At 45.6% G+C, this 19,521-nt stretch carries 18 protein-coding genes and 1 pseudogene; 12 read left to right on the forward strand and 7 right to left on the reverse strand.

Annotation, left to right across the window (positions count from 1 at the left end; all coding sequences use genetic code 11):
• Nucleotides 1-110: 110 nt before the first annotated feature.
• On the reverse strand, nucleotides 111-233 hold the full coding sequence (locus tag QUA44_RS13275; protein WP_006633228.1) for a hypothetical protein: 123 nt from the start codon (nucleotides 231-233) through the stop codon (nucleotides 111-113).
• Nucleotides 234-253: 20 nt separating this feature from the next.
• On the opposite strand from QUA44_RS13275, the gene QUA44_RS13280 reads away from it, so the two are divergent.
• Both QUA44_RS13280 and QUA44_RS13285 read left to right on the forward strand, forming a co-directional pair.
• On the forward strand, nucleotides 254-865 hold the full coding sequence (locus QUA44_RS13280; RefSeq protein ID WP_333251728.1) for a DNA-3-methyladenine glycosylase: 612 nt from the start codon (nucleotides 254-256) through the stop codon (nucleotides 863-865).
• Between the two features lie 49 nt (nucleotides 866-914).
• Nucleotides 915-1,214, forward strand: a complete 300-nt coding sequence (locus tag QUA44_RS13285) for a hypothetical protein (protein ID WP_333251729.1) — start codon at nucleotides 915-917, stop codon at nucleotides 1,212-1,214.
• A 143-nt stretch (nucleotides 1,215-1,357) separates the two neighbouring features.
• Here QUA44_RS13285 and QUA44_RS13290 read toward each other — a convergent pair whose 3' ends face one another.
• Nucleotides 1,358-2,854 (reverse strand): glycosyl hydrolase family 57, encoded by a 1,497-nt coding sequence (locus tag QUA44_RS13290; protein WP_333251730.1) that lies wholly within the window; start codon nucleotides 2,852-2,854, stop codon nucleotides 1,358-1,360.
• 180 nt (nucleotides 2,855-3,034) lie between these two features.
• On the opposite strand from QUA44_RS13290, the gene QUA44_RS13295 reads away from it, so the two are divergent.
• From QUA44_RS13295 to QUA44_RS13305, 3 genes are all read left to right on the forward strand, one after another.
• The gene (locus tag QUA44_RS13295; protein ID WP_333251731.1) at nucleotides 3,035-3,763 is read left to right on the forward strand and encodes an AIM24 family protein; all 729 of its coding nucleotides are present in this window, start codon (nucleotides 3,035-3,037) and stop codon (nucleotides 3,761-3,763) included.
• Nucleotides 3,764-4,166: 403 nt separating this feature from the next.
• A complete protein-coding gene (gene glgA, locus QUA44_RS13300; protein WP_333251732.1) occupies nucleotides 4,167-5,642 on the forward strand; it encodes a glycogen synthase GlgA in 1,476 nt (491 codons plus the stop codon).
• Nucleotides 5,643-6,066: 424 nt separating this feature from the next.
• Entirely contained in the window at nucleotides 6,067-7,116 is a 1,050-nt protein-coding gene (locus tag QUA44_RS13305) for a Fe(3+) ABC transporter substrate-binding protein (protein ID WP_333251733.1), read from the forward strand.
• Nucleotides 7,117-7,181: 65 nt separating this feature from the next.
• Here QUA44_RS13305 and QUA44_RS13310 read toward each other — a convergent pair whose 3' ends face one another.
• Nucleotides 7,182-7,703, reverse strand: a complete 522-nt coding sequence (locus QUA44_RS13310) for a pentapeptide repeat-containing protein (protein ID WP_333251734.1) — start codon at nucleotides 7,701-7,703, stop codon at nucleotides 7,182-7,184.
• A 106-nt stretch (nucleotides 7,704-7,809) separates the two neighbouring features.
• On the reverse strand, nucleotides 7,810-9,531 hold the full coding sequence (locus tag QUA44_RS13315; RefSeq protein WP_333251735.1) for an iron ABC transporter permease: 1,722 nt from the start codon (nucleotides 9,529-9,531) through the stop codon (nucleotides 7,810-7,812).
• Between the two features lie 126 nt (nucleotides 9,532-9,657).
• Between QUA44_RS13315 and QUA44_RS13320 the strand changes: the two genes are divergently transcribed.
• On the forward strand, nucleotides 9,658-10,746 hold the full coding sequence (locus QUA44_RS13320; protein ID WP_333251736.1) for an ABC transporter ATP-binding protein: 1,089 nt from the start codon (nucleotides 9,658-9,660) through the stop codon (nucleotides 10,744-10,746).
• A 229-nt stretch (nucleotides 10,747-10,975) separates the two neighbouring features.
• Here QUA44_RS13320 and QUA44_RS13325 read toward each other — a convergent pair.
• Together QUA44_RS13325 and QUA44_RS13330 are read right to left on the reverse strand one after the other, a co-directional pair.
• A pseudogene (locus tag QUA44_RS13325) lies at nucleotides 10,976-11,086 on the reverse strand (Uma2 family endonuclease); the annotation flags it as partial.
• 145 nt (nucleotides 11,087-11,231) lie between these two features.
• Nucleotides 11,232-12,002 (reverse strand): TerC family protein, encoded by a 771-nt coding sequence (locus tag QUA44_RS13330; RefSeq protein WP_333251737.1) that lies wholly within the window; start codon nucleotides 12,000-12,002, stop codon nucleotides 11,232-11,234.
• 338 nt (nucleotides 12,003-12,340) lie between these two features.
• On the opposite strand from QUA44_RS13330, the gene psaM reads away from it, so the two are divergent.
• Nucleotides 12,341-12,436 (forward strand): photosystem I reaction center subunit XII, encoded by a 96-nt coding sequence (gene psaM / locus QUA44_RS13335; RefSeq protein ID WP_015174804.1) that lies wholly within the window; start codon nucleotides 12,341-12,343, stop codon nucleotides 12,434-12,436.
• A gap of 285 nt (nucleotides 12,437-12,721) precedes the next feature.
• A complete protein-coding gene (locus tag QUA44_RS13340; protein WP_333251738.1) occupies nucleotides 12,722-13,138 on the forward strand; it encodes a slr1601 family putative cell division protein in 417 nt (138 codons plus the stop codon).
• Between the two features lie 223 nt (nucleotides 13,139-13,361).
• Here QUA44_RS13340 and ctpA read toward each other — a convergent pair whose 3' ends face one another.
• Nucleotides 13,362-14,600: a carboxyl-terminal processing protease CtpA gene (gene ctpA / locus QUA44_RS13345; RefSeq protein WP_333251739.1), complete on the reverse strand. Its 1,239-nt coding sequence runs from the start codon at nucleotides 14,598-14,600 to the stop codon at nucleotides 13,362-13,364.
• A gap of 588 nt (nucleotides 14,601-15,188) precedes the next feature.
• Here ctpA and petB point away from each other — a divergent pair.
• The 4 genes from petB (at nucleotide 15,189) to QUA44_RS13365 (ending at nucleotide 19,228) form a co-directional block, all read left to right on the forward strand.
• Nucleotides 15,189-15,857: a cytochrome b6 gene (gene petB / locus QUA44_RS13350; RefSeq protein ID WP_172190423.1), complete on the forward strand. Its 669-nt coding sequence runs from the start codon at nucleotides 15,189-15,191 to the stop codon at nucleotides 15,855-15,857.
• A gap of 557 nt (nucleotides 15,858-16,414) precedes the next feature.
• On the forward strand, nucleotides 16,415-16,897 hold the full coding sequence (gene petD / locus QUA44_RS13355) for a cytochrome b6-f complex subunit IV (protein WP_333251740.1): 483 nt from the start codon (nucleotides 16,415-16,417) through the stop codon (nucleotides 16,895-16,897).
• A gap of 173 nt (nucleotides 16,898-17,070) precedes the next feature.
• Entirely contained in the window at nucleotides 17,071-18,063 is a 993-nt protein-coding gene (locus QUA44_RS13360; RefSeq protein WP_333251741.1) for a PDDEXK nuclease domain-containing protein, read from the forward strand.
• Nucleotides 18,064-18,331: 268 nt separating this feature from the next.
• Nucleotides 18,332-19,228, forward strand: coding sequence for an AraC family transcriptional regulator (locus tag QUA44_RS13365; RefSeq protein ID WP_333251742.1), 897 nt, complete (start codon nucleotides 18,332-18,334; stop codon nucleotides 19,226-19,228).
• Nucleotides 19,229-19,521: the final 293 nt, after the last annotated feature.

The raw sequence follows: 19,521 nt of genomic DNA on the forward strand, positions 1-19,521 counted from the left end.
TCTCTCTTTTCTCTTTCTCTGTGTCCTCTGTGGCCTCTGTTGTTCATAAAAAAAACCGCCACCTGTCAGTCAGCCGGCGGTTTTTTAAAGCAACTAAGTGCCGCCTAAAATTAGTGAGCAGAACCGTTGCCGTGATATTTATCAGTATCGTAGAATCCGTTTTTTGTGCCGAAGAAGAGACAGCAAACCGTGAAAACTGCTGTCAAGACTGCTAAAACTAACTTAACGTCCATAATTTACCTGCTGTTGTTGAGTGAGTGCAAATACTCAGATTGTAGAATCTTTTTGGCTGGCGCGGCCATCTACCAGCGTAGCGCCAGATTTGCTGGGCTGTACTCTGGTGCGGCAGTTTCCTGACGGCGAGACAATTCGGGGAATGATTGTCGAAACCGAAGCTTACGGCCCGGGAGATCCCGCTTGTCACGCTTACCGACAGCGCACTTCTCGCAATGAGGTGATGTTCGGGCCTGCGGGTATGAGCTACGTTTACCTAATCTACGGGATGTATCACTGTTTTAACGTGGTGACGGATGCAGAGGGAGTTGCTAGTGCTGTGCTGATTCGAGCTTTGCAGCTAGATGCTGTTCCCAAAGAATTCGCTGGGATTCCCGATAAGAAGCGATCGCGCCTCGCCGCCGGGCCTGGGAAACTGTGTAAGGTACTGGATATCGATCGAACTTTAAGCGGTTTTCCCTTGGGTGCAGGCCAACCGCTGCGCTTGGAACACCGGAGCGAGCACTTTCAGCAAGCTGTGGAGGAGGGTACAATAAATTTTGTGCAAACTACGCGGATCGGGATTTCTCAAGGAATTGATTTGCCTTGGCGCTGGTATGTAGGGAACTCTACGGCTATGTCACAACTCTAGTAATGTCAAAGGTATCAGTGTAAATTTTGTCGCTTATCTTAGTGAAATTATGGCTTACTCTTCTGAAAATCCGATCGTACAACTCAAGAAATGCCTGACACTCGTTCAGGATGTTGGGAGTCACGCCGAAGCTAACCGAGCTTTCGAGCAATTGTGCGGGATTATAGATGCTGAAAATCCGATGGCGGCGCAACTGTTGGAGATGCTGTGGGAAGAAGCAATCATGGCCAGGCGATCGGCCTTATTTTGGCAGCAAATGAGCGATGTTGAGAAAGATATGGCTAATAGAATGATGGAAAATATGACGCAGATGCGGCAAAACTATTTGCGGTTGATGCAGGAAATGTAGACAGTAATTGATAAATTCGTGTTTGTAGTGAGGACTCTAGTCCTCTCTTTATCAATAAAGTTTTCTAGATGTAGGGTGCGTCAACGCTGATATTTGAGGAAGCTCAAACAGTTGGTTTTCGGGGCACCCTACAATAAATTCTGCTACTTCATTAAAGCAGCGCCGCGATTGTAAAGTTCCCGCGCGTAATCAGTCCAAGTTCCCTGTCCCCAATAGCGGAAACAGCTTGTTTGCACCAACAAATTGTAAAGCAAAGCTTGCTGGTATTCAAACTGCTTGGTAACGGTCGCATCTTCCTGCACCAGCGGGTCGTATTTTTTGTGAAATGCAGCGCTGAGTAGATTCATCGGTTCCAAGACATTTTCGTAACCTTTAACCCAACTCAAATCGTTAGTCCAAGAAGCGCCATCCATGTGAAAATTATGGTCTGTTTGCTTGAGTTGGGCGATCGCGCTTTCCACTTTTTCCGGTGTCGCACTATCAGGATCGACTAGCTGCCAGATTTTGTGCTGGTTAATCCCCTGACAAACAGGATAATCCTCAGGATTAACACCCGCCGCTTCAATTATCTCCAAATATTCAGTGCCGTTTAAACCGACAACACCGGATTTTCCGCCGCCTTGTTCGCGGTTTTCGTGCCAAGCTTTGACAAAGGCGCTGGGGAATTCATTCATCATCACGCCGCCATTTTCGCCGTCGGCAATCTGAGTGACTAAAGAAGGAATTGTGATATTCCCAATTTCCTGCTTATTGCGTCCTTTTGCTTCGTAATAAGGCTGCATTTGACCGACCAACTTTGTATCGGAACCTTGAGTTTTAATCAAAGTCGTGATGCTGATTGTTTCGCCGTGACAATTGCGGGCAACTAAACGGTTGGGAATATATTTTTGGTCTTGCGACAATCCGGAACCGTCGATATTTTCCACAGAATGTTCCTGCACCATCAGCCAGCGATAGCCGCATTCTTTCAAAGCTTTGATGTATTCGTAAAGTGTATCTGGGTGATTGGGGAAGTGCATTTCTGGGGGTGAAAAACCTTTAACCCGCTTCAGGGCGTCCAAGCCAAAAATTGCCGCAAAATGATGTTGCCACGCTTGAATTTGGAGTTTGATGTCGGGAATTGGAGTTGAGGGAATGACGGCGTGACTCCACATTGTCCCCAGCCATTCTACATGAGGTTGATATTGAGGATCGCAGGTAATCCGCTTGAGATTATCAAAGATATCGTCGCGTCCCATTTGGCGTAATCCCCACAATAAGTTGCCCGAATAGTCGAGCATAATTCGCGGGTTGCAGCCTTCGGCAATCAGTTGGGGAATAAATTCTCCCATGCGGGAATAGCACCACGCAAACACTCCGGCATTGTGGTTGTCTCCTTGATTAGGATTTTCAAACATATTCTGCAAATTGCAGATAAGTTCGCCGTTTGCACCTGCAGGAATTGTGGGTTGGTGCATATGGAGGGCGCAGGCGAATCCGGCTTGAATGTTTTCGAGGCGCAGATTTGTCCTAGGTAAAAAGACTGGTTCATTGCTGTTGACTGCGGCACTGATTTCTGCTTCGGAACCGCAAATGTTGGGCAATCCTGAGTTGATTTCTTGTAAAATGGGTAAATTGGGAGATTGTGCGATCGCAGGCATAAATTTTTCTCAACAATTGTGGAGGAGCGCTGTCTGCTATTGCTAACATAGCTAGATACTTTAACAGTAGCAGAGGATGTCTGCCAAACATAAATTTCACCCGATAAATCCGGGAACGCGACAGCCCCAAATCATGTGTCAAATCTTTAACACATTTTAAGTAAATAAGCGAGGTAAATTATGAAATACGAAATCAAGGTTTTGGAACCAACGGATTTGTGGTATGTCCAAAATAACATCAATCCAGAAACCAATAAGTTTTACCATCCCACTAAGAATATTCCCCTCGTTCAGCAAGCGGAAATTAATTTGAACAATTCGGGAGTGATAATTCAAAAAGGTGCGCTGCATTGGTGTATGGGGAAATTGACTTCCGGTGTTTATAAAACGGATAACCGTTTAAAAGATATGTGGGTATCTTTGACAACGGAAATGGACTACAACGCTCCCGTATATCAAGGGACTGGTACGGTGAAACTGGAACCGAGACAAAAAGGGCATTTCCTGCATTATACGCCGATCGAGCTTTTGGATGCGGAGCAGTGGGAGTTTGATGATGGTATATTTCAGTTTTGTTCGGACAATGTAGTTATCGGTGCAAAAAAACTAAAATTCCGGCAAGTGGCTGCTTCTAATGACGGTAGGTGGAGAATTGCTGTTACAGCTTTGCGCGAGCAAAAAGCTACTGTTTTAGCAGCTACAAGTTCACCGGCTAAGATTGTCGAACTCAAGCAAGGTGAAACGTTGATAGCTGATTGCGATTTGGTTAAAGGATTTACCAAGGGGATTGAAGAAGATTATCGAAAATTAGGTCATTTTGGTAAAGGCGGTGGGGAGGGTTATGTTTGGTTTTATCAGGGGAAAGGTAAATTGTTAGTATGTGAAAATGATGGGATGGGTTTGGGTTGAGTTGTTTCATATAGCAATCCTTGCAGGAGTCGTAAACTTTTTACCCCACCCCAACCCTCCCCTTATCAAGGGGAGGGAGTAAGAAATTCACAAATGATTTAGGATTGCTATAGCGACAGAAGATTACCTCGATGAAAAAGAATGGATTTGACAAATTAGTTTGATGTTTGTAAAATCTGCACAAACAGGTCATTGATTACACTTTGGCACATCACGGACACGGCAGTGCCGTGTCCGTAACTGTATTTTAAGCAACAGTCCGGCCCGAATCGCTCTCAACTTCTGCTAGCTGCGCCTATTTTCCCTGTATTCCCAATGGCGGACTTGCTTATCTGCGTAGAAATCATATACTTTGTCAAGTTAAGAAAATATTTTTTGATTCATCCAGGAGCGAGAAAAAAAAATGTACATTGTACAAATTGCCTCGGAGTGCGCCCCCGTCATCAAAGCAGGGGGTTTGGGTGACGTAGTTTACGGCTTGAGTCGGGAGTTACAGAATTCCGGTCACTGCGTCGAGATTATTCTACCCAAGTACGACTGCATGAGGTACGACCACATTTGGGGGCTTCACGAGGCCTACCGGGATCTGGCTGTGCCCTGGTACGGCGGCGAAATCTTATGCGATGTCTACTGCGGCTGGGTGCACGGGGTGTTGTGTTTTTTCATTGAACCTCGATCGCAAGATAACTTTTTTAACCGCGGCTGTTATTACGGTTGCAATGATGACAATATGCGGTTTGCATTTTTCAGCAAAGCTGCTTTGGAATTTTTGCTCAGAAGCAACAAGCGTCCCGATGTGATTCACTGTCACGATTGGCAAACTGGTTTGATTCCAGTCATGCTGTTTGAAATTTACAAATACAATTGGATGGAAAATCAGCGAGTCTGCTATACCATTCACAATTTCAAACATCAAGGCATGGGCGGTAGCGATATTTTGCAAGCAACGGGTTTGAATCGAGATGATTATTATTTTGAGTACGATCGCCTGCGAGATAATTTTAACCCTTTTGCCCTCAACTTTATGAAAGGCGGCATTGTGTACTCGAACTTTGTGACGACGGTTTCGCCACACCACGCTTGGGAAGCTCACGTCGGCGAGTTCGGCTACGGTTTGGGCCACACTTTGCATTTATATCAAGAGAAGTTTCGCGGGGTGCTCAACGGCATTGATTACGATGTGTGGAATCCCGAGAGCGATCGCTATATTCCGCACCACTATACTGAGGAGAATTTGGCAGGAAAAGCCAAAACTAAAAAAGCTTTGCGCGATCGGCTTTTCCTGCGCGATGCTGACAAGCCTATTATTACCTTTATCGGTCGTTTGGACGACCAAAAAGGCGTTCATCTCCTCCACCACGCAATTTATTACTCTCTGAGTAAGGGCGCGCAATTCGTGCTTTTGGGTTCGGCGACGGAAGCGGGAATTAACGCTCATTTTCAGCACGAAAAACAGTTTTTAAATGATAATCCAGACTGCCATTTGGAACTAGGTTTTAATGAGGAACTCTCGCACTTAATTTACGCGGGTGCGGATATGATTGTGGTTCCCAGTAATTACGAACCCTGCGGGCTGACTCAGATGATCGGGTTGAGGTACGGTACTGTGCCTGTGGTGCGGGGAGTTGGCGGTTTGGTGAATACTGTGTTCGATCGCGATTACGGCACCAGCCACACCCCCGAAGAGCGCAACGGTTACGTGTTTTACGCAAGCGACTACTACGCTTTAGAGTCGGCGATCGATCGCGCGATCGGATTGTGGTATGACTATCATGATGAATTTGAAAAACTCATGCTTCAAGGCATGAATTGTGACAATTCGTGGAAATATCCAGCTAAAGACTATGTGGAAATTTACGAGCTAATTCGACACAAATAATCAGTAGGGCTCTTGCAAAAATAATTAGGATGGGCTAGAATCCCATCCCACAATTTTTTTTTCTTGTGGGACGTTGCTCGGAGCAACGTCCGAAAATTTGATTAAAAGGACTTATGCAAGAGGTCTAGTAGGGCTAGCAGTGTGCAACTTACTAACTGTAGGGTGTGCACAGCTAGCCTACGTCTTGGTGGCTGTTGAGCCTGGTCGAGAATTCCGGCAGTTGATACATGGCGGTAAAAAAAATGCCGGTTGAGCGAAATCGAGACCGGATTTCTGACCACGAGTGCGTCAGCCCTAAAATAGTTACGATCTTGATCATCAAATAAGAATTACTTGCATTAATATAGTAAAGCAATGACGATAGATGGCTGTGGATGCACCATCGTGTCAATTACCAGATGAAAAAATCTATCATTATAGAACAATGAGCATTTCTCGGCGTATTTTTCTTGCCAGCGGTACAGCAATGGCTGTCGTGGCAGTGGGGGAACTAACCAAAAAAGCCCCTGTCGCAGCCCAAACCGGCACTCTCAACCTTTATTCAGCACGTCACTACGACACTGATAATGAGTTGTACCAAAGCTTCACCAAAAAAACTGGGATCAAGGTTAACCTCGTTGAAGCGGATGCTGACCAACTAATTGAACGGATCAAAAGTGAAGGTGCAAATAGCCCCGCTGATGTTTTCATCACGGTGGATGGTGGGCGTTTGTGGCGGGCAAAACAAGCAGGTATTCTGCAACCTGTTTCTTCAACAGTGCTGACATCGGCAATTCCAGCAAGTTTGCGAGATCCTCAAGGTTTCTGGTTTGGTCTATCGCGCCGGGCACGGGTGATTGTTTATAACAAAAGCAAGGTGAACCCTGCCCAGTTGTCAACCTATGAGGCGCTGACAGAACCTCGGTGGAAAGGCAAAATTTTAGTGCGATCGTCCACTAATATCTATAATCAGTCTCTGGTTGGGGCTATGTTAGCGGTTCATGGAGCTCAAAAAACAGAAGCTTGGGCGCGAGGATTGGTGGCTAATTTTGCACGTCCTCCAGAGGGAAATGATACCGCGCAAATCAAGGCGGTTGCTGCTGGGGTAGGCGATATTGCCCTGGTTAATACCTATTATGTAGCTCGCTTAATGAAATCGAAAGATCCCGCAGAACAGGCGATCGCGGCGAAAGTAGGTGTATTTTTCCCGAACCAGCGCGATCGAGGTACTCACGTCAATATTTGTGGTGCCGGTGTAGTCAAAACCTCGCGTAACAAAGCAGGCGCGATCAAATTCTTGGAACACTTAGCCAGTCGCGAAGCGCAACAAATTTTTGCTAGGGGTAATTACGAATACCCTGTGATTTCAAATGTGGCGATCGATCCAGTGGTTGCCAGTTTTGGTACATTCAAATCTGACCCTCTCAACCCTGATGTGTTTGGGAAAAATAACCCAGAAGCTTTAAAGATTGCCGATCGCGCCGGATGGAAATAGAGGCTTTTTGAACAAGAAGCTACTCTTTGTGATTCGGCGGTTTCAACCGCCGAATCCAACCAACTTTAATTTTTAATTTTACCATCCGGCATTATAGCGCCTTTCAGGTTTGCCCCTGTCAGGTTTGCCCCTGTCAAATCAGCACTATTTAAGTCAGTTTCACTTAAATCGGCATTACTAAGATTGGCATTATTCAGTTTTGCCCCTCGCAAAAAAGCCCCCTTAAGATTTGCATTACTCAAATCAGCATTTGTGAGATCGGCGGCAGATAAACCTGCTTTTTCCAGAGAAGCACCTTTTAAATTTGCACCTTTGAGATTGACGCTATCGAGTAAGGCTTCATTAAGTTTGACATTTTCTAGCGCTGCACCTTCCAACTTAGCACCATTGAGATTAGCGCTTGTTAAATCCAGGTTGCTTAACTTAGCGCCACTCAGATCGCATTCTGGACATTGCTTAGTTTTTTGCAATGTTTCGAGGGGGCTTGTCGCCTGTTTTTGGCATCCAAACGTGACAAAAACACTAAGTAGTAAGAAAGAGATTGTGCCAGTAGTGCGGGTAAACATTGCTAATTTTTTATTAATCATCTTGATTTTCAAAGGAATAATGTTAACTGTTAACTGTTGACTGTTAACTGTTGACTGTTAACTGTTGACTGTTAACTGTTGACTGTTAACTGTTGACTGTTAACTGTTAACTGTTAACTGTTAACTCTGTTGAAGAATTGCGCGATCGTGCAATTTTCCAACTTAATAAAATAACCGGTAACATCCCCACTAAAACAATTGCCAATGCTGGGCCAGAAGCTTCAGCCAAGCGCTCATCTGAGGCAAGTTGATAAGTTCGCACAGCCAAGGTATCAAAGTTAAACGGTCTAATAATTATAGTAGCAGGTAACTCTTTCATTACATCAACGAATACTAACATCATGGCAGTTAGTAGACCTCCCGTCATCATTGGTGTATGAACTGTAACTAAAGTTTGCATCGGGCTATAACCCAAACTTCTCGCCGCATCATCTAAATTGGGCTTAATTTTGCCCAAACTTGACTCCACCGCATTTAAAGAAACAGCAAGGAAGCGAACTATATAAGCAAATACCAAAGCTGCGATCGTACCACTTAACAACAAGCCTGTAGAAATTCCAAAGTTTTCACGCATCCAACTATCAAATAGATTGTCAATTTTTCCAATGGGAACCATAATCCCCACTGCAATCACAGAACCAGGTACAGCATAGCCCATTGCCGCAATGCGAGTTCCTAACTGCACTCCTAAATTAGGATATAACCGTAAACCATAAGCCATAATCAAGGCAATAACTACGGCTAAAATTGCTGTCAGGGTTGCCAAAATTAAACTATGACGGGCAAAAGTCCAAAAGCGTTCATCTAAAGTGAGTTGCCAATTAGCTAAGGTCAACTTTACTAAAAGACCCGCTGGCAATAAAAAACCAAAAAACAGCGGCATAAAACAAGCAATTACCGCTAAGATTTCCCTAATTCCTTTCAGTTGATAAGTTTGTAGTTGGCGATAGCGGCTGCTAGCTTGATAATATTTAGTCCGACTGCGAGACCAGCGTTCTAGCAAGATTAAACCGAGAACAAATAATAATAGCAGGGCAGCTAATTGATTGGCTGCAATTCGTTCTCCCATGCCAAACCAAGTCCGATAAATACCTGTGGTGAAGGTATCAACTCCAAAATACTGAACAGTGCCATAATCGTTGAGAGTTTCCATCAAAGCCAGTGCTAAACCTGCTACAATTGCGGGTCTTGCCATTGGTAAGGCAACTGTAATAAAACTCCGCCAAGGACTACAGCCCAGTATTCTACTAGCTTCTAGGGTACAAGTGGATTGCTCCAAAAATGCAACTCTTGTTAATAGGTAGACGTAGGGATATAAAACTAAGATTAGCATTAATATTGCTCCAGGGAGCGATCGCACGTTAGGAAACCAATAGTCTCCATAACTCCAGCCAAAAATATAACGCAAAGCAGTTTGAACTGGGCCGGAAAATTCTAAAAAGTCTGTATAGGTATAAGCTAGCACATAAGCTGGAGCCGCTAAGGGTAACAGTAATGCCCATTCAAATACGCGACTGGCCCGAAAGCGACACATTGTTACTAGCCACGCACATCCTACGCCAATCACGACAACACCAAAGCCTACACCGATCATTAACAATAAAGAGTTGACGATATAACGAGTTAAAACTGTATCGGTTAAATGTTGCCATGTATCTTTAGCTTCAAAAAAGATACTGGATAAGACACTGATGACTGGTATGGCGATCGGCAATGCTAAAGCGATAATCGCGATCGTCCACCCACTAGCGGATAAACCGCGTAAGGTCGATAGCCATTGGATTGTCCTGATTCCTGTTTGGTGTAGTGATTTTTGGGAATTTTTCATTGCTAGTAAAAAGTCTAGCTTGCTAGTTTATCAGTAGGTGTAAACATTTGTCAAGTCTTTATAAGAATTTATCTCACTAAGCTGGTATATTGTAGAATAGTAAATTGTTGATTATTTATAGCAATAATGGCTCGACCGATAATTCTGCATTTGGATGGTGTAACAAAACAGTATGCCCAAGCAGCATCACCTGCGGTGGCATCTGTCACCCTGACTTTACATCAGGGAGATATACTGGGGTTGTTGGGGCCATCGGGTTGTGGGAAAACAACTTTGCTGCGGTTAATTGCTGGTTTTGAACAGCTACAAGCAGGGACGATCGCTCTAGCAGGAAAAACTGTAGCCAGTGTTAATATGTCAGTCGCGCCGGAACAGCGAGACATTGGTATGGTGTTTCAAGACTATGCACTCTTCCCCCATTTGACGGTCGCGAAAAATGTAGCTTTTGGCTTAACGCATCAAGGAAAAGAGTCAAAGCATAATATTCAGAAAGGTGTCGCAGAAGCTTTAGCGTTGGTGGGATTAGAAGGATTGGAAAACCGTTATCCCCATGAATTATCGGGGGGTCAGCAACAGCGAGTGGCCCTGGCCCGTGCTTTAGCCCCTAGACCTGCGATTATTTTACTAGATGAACCGTTGAGTAATTTAGATGTACAAGTACGGTTAAGATTGCGTCAGGAAGTCCGCGAGATTCTCAAAGCAACGGGAACCTCTGGTGTATTTGTCACCCACGATCGCGAAGAAGCACTTTCGATTTCAGATTGGGTAGCGGTGATGCGTCAAGGTCAATTAGAACAGTTTGGCACTCCAGAGGAAGTTTATCAAGAACCAGCATCTCGATTTGTGGCTGAGTTTGTGACGCAAGCTAATTTTGTTTCTGCATCGCTGAAGCAGGATTTTTGGGAAACAGAAGTAGGTTGTTTTGCTGTTAAAGGAGATTCATTTGTAAAAGTTCCTTGCGATCTTTCTACTGAAGGAGAATTGATGATCCGGCAGGAAGACTTGAGTTTATACTTAGATGAAGATTCGGCTGTTGTGATTTGCGATCGCCAATTTTTAGGTAGAGAAAATCGTTATTGTTTAAAAACTCCGTCTGGCGAAAAGTTATATGCACTCACAACCACAGGAAATGTTTTTCCCATTGGTTCTAAAGTTCGGTTATCTTGTGGTGATAATTCTCCCTTAGCTTTCTTTGTCGGTAAGCCTAAGCCATAGCTAATTGCTAATTCCTAATAGACATCTCCCAAAAAGAATCTAAAACCGTTGCCCTATGTAGAAAAGGTTATTTGCAGCCACTCAACAGGAAGGTTAAATTTTTCCCCGACAGGTGAATGCGATCGCCCGCAACTCCTTCTCATTGATCGCCCTCTTTCCCTCTCCTCAAAAAATAGAGCCACCAGCAAGGCTCAAATCAGATCCGCATCGATCGCCAATATGCCACCAACCCCCTCAGCAACAAATTCCCCTCGCTATCCCACCAGTCTAACCATTGCTGAGTCTGATTTTGATAACTGCCTTCCCATAGGCCCAATTGTACTCCCATAAGTTCGATCGGCTAGTGAAGGAAACAATATTACAAAATAAAAGCCTTTCAGCCCCGGACTAAAGTCATCGGGATGAAAGGCTTTTGCACATTTTGACCAGCCTTCAATCTTGTTGGTTTGACAGATTTAAGCTAATTTTATTCAAATGAAAGTATGTTAATTTTCGGACTTCTGTCCTTGCGATTCTCGCACAGCAACTTCTGAATCCGGCTGATTCAGAGCCATTTCTAGAGATTTTGCAATCTCGACTGGCTCTGGAGTGCGCTTAGAAAATCCCCACACAAACATCAAGACGATACTGGAAATTAGCAGCCATTGCGGAGGAACTAAATCTGGATCAATTACTTTCACCAACAACCGCATTCCCACGAACCCAACTGTGATGTAACCAGCACTTTCTAGGTGAACGAATTCATCCAGCCAGCGGATGAACAACCCGGCCATGAATCGCAGGGCAATAATTCCAATAGTAGCGCCTGTTACGACGATAAAAGTGTTATCAGAAACAGCGATCGCAGTAGTAACGCTATCCAATGAAAACGCTAAATCCGTAAAAGCAATCATGGGAATTGCTTGCCACACAGTCGCAAATCTGGGCCCGTGATGTTCTCCTTCAGAGTCTGTCTCTGAAGTAAAATGTTGGAAAACAAGCCACAGCAGGTAAAGAGCACCCAGCAGCTCAAACTGCCAGTATTGGATCACCCAAGTAGCCGTTAAAATTAGGGCGATCCGCAGAACAAAAGCAATTATCAAACCCAAGTTGAGAGCTTTTTGCTGATCCTTGGCATCTTCCAAACCTTTAGAAATAGACGCCAGGGCGATCGCGTTGTCAGCCGAAAGTACAGCTTCCAAAGCCACCAAAACCAACAATAATAAAAAGCCGTCAACTCCAAAATTGGGTGAAGCGTCGAGAAATTGATCTAGCATTAACTATTTTGTGCACCTAAAAATGGCAAGGGTCGAGCGCAGCGCAAATTACCCGCTCTGTCTAACATTAGTGTCACCTTCACTTAAATCTTAACCTAACGCGGTAATTCTGTGGGAGGCGATCGTCCGAACAACGTCCGAAGCAAGCAGTCCCAGGAAACAAGGAAAAATTCTCCCCCTCCGACACTCACAAACTGCGCCACTGCGCCACTGCGCCACTAGGCCACTCCTCCCCGGACGCACCATTTGTGTTGCAAGTTGTAACAAATGATTCCCAAAAGTGCCAATTTGTCTCAAATTGGTGAAAGCTCGTGCCCGCGAAAAGGAGTTTTGCGAATATGTCTTTAACAGATACCCAAGTCTACGTAGCGCTCGTAATTGCTTTGATTCCCGGAATCTTGGCTTTCCGGCTGTCAACTGAACTGTACAAATAGTTTCCAGACACCAGTTGCGAACCGCAAAACGCCTGCCTGACCAGTTAAATCTCTCGCTTTACAGATACAGACAATTGCTGCTGCAGTGCAGTAGATTGTTTGTGTTCAGCAAGACGAGACTGCAAGGGCAGGCATTTTTATGGGGAAATTCCGTCTTCACGCGTCACCTTTGTCTCAACAATTTTGGGTGTCAGCACCCTGACAAACAGCGGCGAGTGTGCGTTAAGCTCAGAATTTGCTCTTTTGAACTCTAAAACGTCAGTCTCAGGTATTTGAAAAAAAATTATGCAAGCGATTCAACCCACCGTTACCCCACTGCGTCCTGTAAAAAACTCCCCTCGGGTTACTCCTCGTCGCAGCAGCAGCCGCCAGCGTTCCTACCCTCACCAAACCCTCGCGGCCGAAACAGGCGTCAAGTTGGCAGTCAACATGGTACTTTCAGTCTGTGCCACTTCTGCTTTGCTTCAGCTTTGGCCTCACTACCGGGCGGTGCAAGAAAAATTGCACGAAATCCAAGCTGAAGTCAATCTTACCCAAGGGCGAGTAAATCAGTCGCGATCGGACTTTAACCGCTACTTTGACCCTAGTCTGGCTAAAACTGTGATGCAAGAGCAAAGCAACCAAGCTGACCCGCAGCAGCGTCCGGTGATTTTGCAAGAAGCCGAGGTTCCCGACGCCGAGGAATCAGCCCCGCAACCTTAAGGGAACGGCTGTTTTGGGTTTTGATATCACGTCCGATGTGCATCATTCTTTTATGTCATTGCTTCGCACAGCGAACAATGACAGATGAATCTGTCGGACGTGATATCACTTTTGACTTAAAGAGTTTTTAGGATGATTCTTGTCTGTCCTGGGGAACGAAACGCAGAGACAGACAGACCTGCGTATTGTCACCTGTTGCAATCTCAAAACTTCAAACTCCGCCTTATACTGACTTTGCCAGCACGGTTTTTTCTTTAAGTAGTTGCAGTGCAGCTTGATATTGCAAGTCTGCTGCAGTGCCAATCTGATCGCGCGCGATGGGTTCCAAAGGCACTACGCGATCGGGCGCAATCCCCAGCTTGTTAATATCTTTATGGTTCGGTGTCTCGTACTTAGCAACAGTCACGGCTAACCCGGAACCGTCAGACAAATCAAACAGCGACTGAATCAGTCCTTTGCCAAAAGTCTTTTCTCCTACCAGTTGAGCTCTGCCGTTATCTTGCAGCGCACCCGCCAAAATTTCGCTAGCACTGGCAGTTCCCTTGTTAACCAAAACAATCAGTGCATCGTTAGTTAGGGCTTGTCCAGAGGCTTCAAAACTGCCGAGAATGCCTTGTCTGTTCACCGTGTAGACGATCGTCCCGGAATCGAGCCACAGGCGGGCAATTTCAATCCCCGCTTGCAACAGTCCGCCCGGGTTGTTCCGCAGGTCGAGAATGTAGGCGGCGGCTCCTTGTTTTTCCAAGCGGTCGATCGCGTGAGCGACTTCCTCAGTGGCGTTAGCGCTGAATTGACTCAGGCGAATGTAGCCCACCGGCAAATTTTCCGACCCCGACTGCAATTCGGCGTAAACCGGATTCAGAGCAATGCGATCGCGCAGTAGCTCAATTTCCTCAGCAACGTCCCTTCCTTCGCGCCCCAAGGTCAAGGTAACAGGAGTACCTATGCGGCCGCGCATTCGAGTTGCTGCCTCGTCTAGGCTCAATTCTGAGGTAGGAGTGCCATCAATTTTCAGAATGCGATCCAGGGGTTGGATGCCAGCTTTATCTGCCGGTGAGCCGGACAAAGGAGCCACCACTGTCAGGGTATTTGTCTGGGGGTCGATCGCAATTTGCAGCCCAACTCCCGTCAATTCTCCCGAAGTGTTGACCTGCAGGCTGCGGTACTGTTCGGGTTTCAGCAGTCGAGTGAACGGGTCGTCGAGATTCGCCAGCATCCCCTGAATCGCCGTGTAAGTCTGCTGTCTGTCGTTAAGCGGTTGCTTGACAGCTTTTTCGCGAATCGACCACCAGTTTTTAGAGTTGAAGCTGTCGTCCACATAAGAGCGATTGACAATTCGCCAAGCTTCGCTCAATAGCTGCTGTTCAGGAGTCAGCGCCGCCGCAGGCCCGGCCCAGGGGCATAGAACTAGGGCGACTTGGAGGAAAAGTACAATAGCAATCTGGAAAACTCGTCTGTGCATGATTTTTCTGTAAAAGATAGGCAAGTATTGCATCTCCTGTATTTTAAGTTTGTAAGCTTTTAAGCTGTTGGGCATTCAACTCTCCCCAAGGGATTCGGCATTCGTCAAACGTCCGCCGGGAACAAAAAATTAGTTAAATGTAACATTTAATCGCAAAATGAGTGAAGTTTTATCATAAATATTAAAATTTACGCCCCAGCGACCCGGTGGCAGGCTCGGACTTTGGTACTGAGCTCGGCTCTTGGCTGTATGCCAGCTTGGGGCGGATGTTGAGCTTGCAGAACATGGTATTTGAGACTCGGCAAAAGCTTCGCTCGCGTGAAATTTGCACAGCAATTATGTTACATTTTTTATCACAGTCTGGAATTCGATCGGGCAACGCCAGCGAGTAGGGACAAGCCACCGCTTAGTTTCCCAGGGCTTGCAGGCGATCGCACAATAGAGTTCCTTTCGTCAGCTCCAAATTTAAAAAATAGCCTCAGGCATTTGCTAGTAAAAGCAAGCTGCTCGGCGCGGGGCGACAAAAAACCTTGTGGCTGCTGCCCTGAACCTCAACCACAGCAATATTCTTTTAGGAATTCTGGCTCCATGTTTTCTAAACAAATCACCGACTCAAAAACCTACCAGTGGTTTGAGGAACGCCTGGAAATTCAGGCGCTCGCCGATGACATCACTACAAAGTATGTACCCCCGCACGTCAATATTTTCTACTGCTTGGGCGGAATTACTTTAGTTTGCTTTCTGATCCAGTTTGCCACCGGCTTCGCCATGACTTTCTATTACCGTCCCACGGTAGCAGAAGCTTTTTCTTCAGTGCAATACCTGATGAATGAAGTCAACTTCGGCTGGCTGATCCGCTCCATCCACCGCTGGTCTGCCAGCATGATGGTACTGATGATGATTTTGCACACCTTCCGGGTTTACCTGACCGGCGGCTTCAAAAAGCCCCGCGAGTTAACCTGGGTGACAGGAGTAATCTTGGCAGTCATCACTGTTTCTTTCGGCGTGACCGGCTATTCGCTGCCTTGGGATCAAATCGGTTACTGGGCAGTTAAAATCGTTTCCGGTGTCCCCGAAGCCATCCCGTTTGTCGGCTCTTTGATGGTTGAACTGCTGCGCGGCGGTGTCAGCGTCGGTCAAGGCACTTTGACTCGCTACTACAGCTTGCACACTTTTGTGTTGCCTTGGCTGATTGTAGTGTTCATGCTGGCTCACTTCTTGATGATTCGCAAGCAAGGTATCTCTGGCCCGTTGTAAGTTTTGAGTTGTGGGGGCGGTACTTTTTTTGCCCCCCCCGCTGAATTGTGAGTTGAAAATTCAGAATTCATCACTCATCAAAAAATTGGGCACGAAACCCCGTCCTTCTAGGACGGCTTTGTATTAGCATCTAGATGGTCACTGACCCACTGTCCGTCGATGGATTCAGACAGCTCGGGCGGGCGAAGTCCAGTTTGACTGGCGGCGCAGACAAATCGGTAGACCGGGAAAAGAGGATAGGGCAATGGCAAACATCCCTAGAATCAAAACAATACATAAGAATTCCTTTTGGGGTTTTCGACACATAAGAACCGCAGGGCTTGCGGGGATAGTCTGTGGAGCGAACGTAAGACCAATACTCCTTGAGGGTGGAGGCAGTTGCTTTCGAAGCAGAAACCTAAATTGTGAGGTTTAGGAATCACCGCACCTGATAGTCGGTGAGGATGTCAAGATATTTATTTACGGCCCATACTTCCTGCGATCGCACCGCTGATTCAGACTAACGAATACAGCGGAATCCCAGGCCCGGCTAAAACTAAAAGGAGAACACTCTTACTATGTCTATTCTCAAAAAACCAGATTTGAGCGATCCAGACCTCCGCGCTAAGCTCGCTAAGGGCATGGGTCACAACTATTACGGCGAACCAGCTTGGCCCAATGACTTGCTCTACGTTTTCCCTATAGTCATCATGGGAACGATTTCTCTGTGCGTCGGTTTGGCCGTACTAGACCCGGCTTTGGTTGGCGAACCTGCTAATCCTTTTGCTACTCCGCTGGAAATTCTGCCGGAATGGTATTTGTGGCCTGTGTTCCAACTCCTGCGCGTTTTGCCTAACAAATTGTTGGGTATTGCTTGCATGGCCGGTGTTCCCCTTGGTTTGATTTTGATTCCGTTCATCGAGAATGTTAACAAGTTCCAAAATCCGTTCCGTCGCCCTGTTGCTACTACTGTTTTCCTGTTGGGAACTGCGGTAACTCTGTGGTTGGGTATTGGTGCTATTTTCCCGATCGACAAATCTTTCACGCTGGGTCTTTTCTAAGATTTAAGCTTGCTTGATTTTGACGCCCGCGGGTTTCCTGTAAAGTGCTTTTGTACTGGTGGGAAACTTTAGCGGGCGTCATTTTATTTTAGATTTTAAATTTGAAATTTGAGATTTGGACTAAAGTGCGAAATTAGAGCCGATGATTCGGGAAAATATACGATGTTTAGGCTATGGTAGATAATTTATCAATTCCAGAAGATTATAATATTTTCCTGCGGGAACTGAAAGAACGCATCCGCAATGCTCAAGTACGGGCAGCAATTTCTGTTAACCGAGAATTAGTGTTGCTTTATTGGCAAATCGGACAGGACATTTTAAATCGACAACAGCAGCAAGGATGGGGAACTAAAGTTATAGACAATTTGGCTGCTGACTTGCAAAAAGCATTTCCAGAGATGAAGGGTTTCTCATCTCGCAATCTTAAATATATGAGGAGTTTTGCGGAAACTTACGCGGATGAGCAATTTGTGCAACAGGTTGTTGCACAAATTCCTTGGGGCCATAATCTCCGCATTTTGGATAGTGTGAAAGATGGCGTTGAGCGCGAGTGGTACATTCGCCAAACTATCGAGCAAGGATGGAGTCGAAATGTGTTAGTTCATCAGATAGAAAGTGGGCGGTATCGACGGCAAGGTAAAGCTGATACTAATTTCTCTCGCACTCTGCCAAGCCCGCAATCTGAACTGGCTCAACAGTTATTTAAAGACCCTTATAATTTTGAGTTTCTCAGTTTAGGGAAATCAGCCCAAGAGCGAGATTTAGAGAAGGCTTTGATCGAACGTATCCGCGATTTTTTGCTGGAATTGGGGGTAGGGTTTGCTTTTGTGGGGAGTCACTATCATCTAGAGGTTGAAGGGGAAGATTTTCATCTTGATTTATTGTTTTATCATTTACGTTTGCGTTGTTTTGTGATAATTGACTTGAAGGTGGAAGCGTTTAAGCCCGATTTTTCGGGAAAGATGAGTTTTTACGTTTCGGCTGTGGATGATTTACTGAAACACCGGGACGATATGCAGACTATTGGGATGATTTTATGTAAGAATAAAAAGCAGAAAATTGTCGAATATTCTTTGCGAGATATGAATAAGGCGATCGGAGTTTCTACTTATCAATTGCGGGAGGCTTTGCCGGAGAAGTTGCAAGAGAGTCTGCCTAGTATTTAACAGTTGGAAGCTGAGTTAGAAGCGGTGGATCTGGAAATTGAGGAGGAGATAGCCTAGGGTGCATCGTTTGGTATAAATCTTTCTGTGCACATCGAACATCTAGCAGCGACGCACCATACAAGGAGCAGGTTTCACCAACTTCCATTAAATTTTATTGCGAAGGCTAGACAACAGACCGAGAATATATGGCATAAGTCCTGGGTATTTTTTGTATAACTGCGGGAACTTCAGACATATAGAATAATAGCAACTGCCGCAGGTGCCAGCTATGTCCTCAGAGAAAGCATTAATTCTTGATTTTGCCAAGACAGAGGCGATGAAATCGATTCTACCGCATCCGGCCATTCTATCTAGTCACGGCGCAAATTGGGAGGGGATTCATGTCGAATATCACCGTCAGCCGCCAAACGAATCTCCCGAACACTCTCTCCAACAGCACAGCATTGGCATGATACTCTCTTCAGCTATCGGGGGAGTAGCACTGAACGGGAAACGCTACGGTAGCCAACCCTGCCAAAGTGGAGAGATGTTCATCGCTGCTGCTGGTACTGATTTTCAGTCATACACAGTTGAAGAACAGGAATTTATGGCGATCGCCTTTGAACCTACCGACTTCGACAATACAGTTGCCGAATCAACCAATTCCAACCTCATTGAAATTATACCGCACTGGAAAATCAGCGATCCGTTGATTCTCGGCATTGGCTGGGCCCTCAAAACCGAACTCGAATCAGGTGGATTAAACGGTACTCTCTATGTCGATGCACTGAAAAACGCCCTTTCACTTCATGTGTTGCACCACTATTGTGCACAAAAACCCAAGCTACAAGATTTTGAAGGCGGTCTCGATCCTAGCAAATTGCAGATAGTTATTGACTACATCAATGACTATCTCAACCGAGACTTGCACTTAGGCGAACTTGCTAATCTAGTCCAGATGAGTCCTTATTATTTCACTCGTTTGTTCAAACAATCTACTGGAATTACGCCGCATCAGTACGTGACAAAATGCCGGATTGATCAAGCCAAATTGTTGTTAAAACAGCCAGAGTTTTCTATAGCATATATCTCGCAGCAAGTCGGGTTTCACGACCAAAGTCACTTTAGTAAAACCTTCGGCAAAATCGTCGGTTTGACTCCTAAGAAGTATCGCGATCAATTCTAATAGTCTTGGACGCATCAAGCCCCAAGAAACCGGGTTTTTTACCGAATCGGTGGGATGCAACCAAGAATTATCGTCAAAAACCCGGTTTCTGACCACTCCTGACGCATCAAGCCCCAAGAAACCGGGTTTTTTACCGAATCGGTGGGATGCAACCAAGAATTATCGTCAAAAACCCGGTTTCTGACCACTCGTGCGTAAGTCCTAACTAAGTTACAAATATTCATAAATATGGGATAATTTTCGCAAGAAATTCATATTTTGCGCCAGTTTTCCGCAAGAATTTACAATACAGC

It is taken from the genome of Microcoleus sp. N9_A2 (assembly GCF_036701775.1).
Taxonomy (GTDB): Bacteria; Cyanobacteriota; Cyanobacteriia; order Cyanobacteriales; family Microcoleaceae; genus Microcoleus.